General features: G+C 59.9%; 1 pseudogene. It reads right to left on the bottom strand.

The window, feature by feature from the left end:
* Positions 1-384, bottom strand: a pseudogene (locus tag EN925_RS39495) (class I SAM-dependent methyltransferase); the annotation flags it as partial.

Here is a 384-nt window from a genome sequence, read left to right as displayed (position 1 = left end):
CGCCTTGTAGCCGAAAGAGGCGTAGGTCGACATCTCTCCAAGCCCATGCCTGGTTTCGCGCTCGAGCAATTGGGCGATGCTGTCCTTCCTCTGCCAGGCACTGCCTTCGTGGCAGAGATAGACCCGCAGCGACCCACCGTGGGTGGGAAGTTCCTCGACATCGATCAGCCGCAGCCCGTGACGGGCCGCCATCAGGTCGACCGTCAACAGTGAGAAATACGAAAAATGCTCGTGGTAGATGGTGTCGAACTGGTTCTCCGCCATCAGCCGCTCGATGTGTGGGAATTCGAGAGTGACCATGCCCTCCGGTTTGAGCAGGATCGCCACCCCGGCGACGAAGTCGTTGAGGTCTGGCACCTGCGCCAGGACGTTGTTGCCAATGAT

It is taken from the genome of Mesorhizobium sp. M7A.F.Ca.US.006.04.2.1 (assembly GCF_004022915.1).
Lineage (GTDB): Bacteria > Pseudomonadota > Alphaproteobacteria > Rhizobiales > Rhizobiaceae > Mesorhizobium > Mesorhizobium ciceri.
Note: the sequence above shows the minus strand (reverse complement) of the source record. Positions and strands in the feature narration are given on the sequence as shown.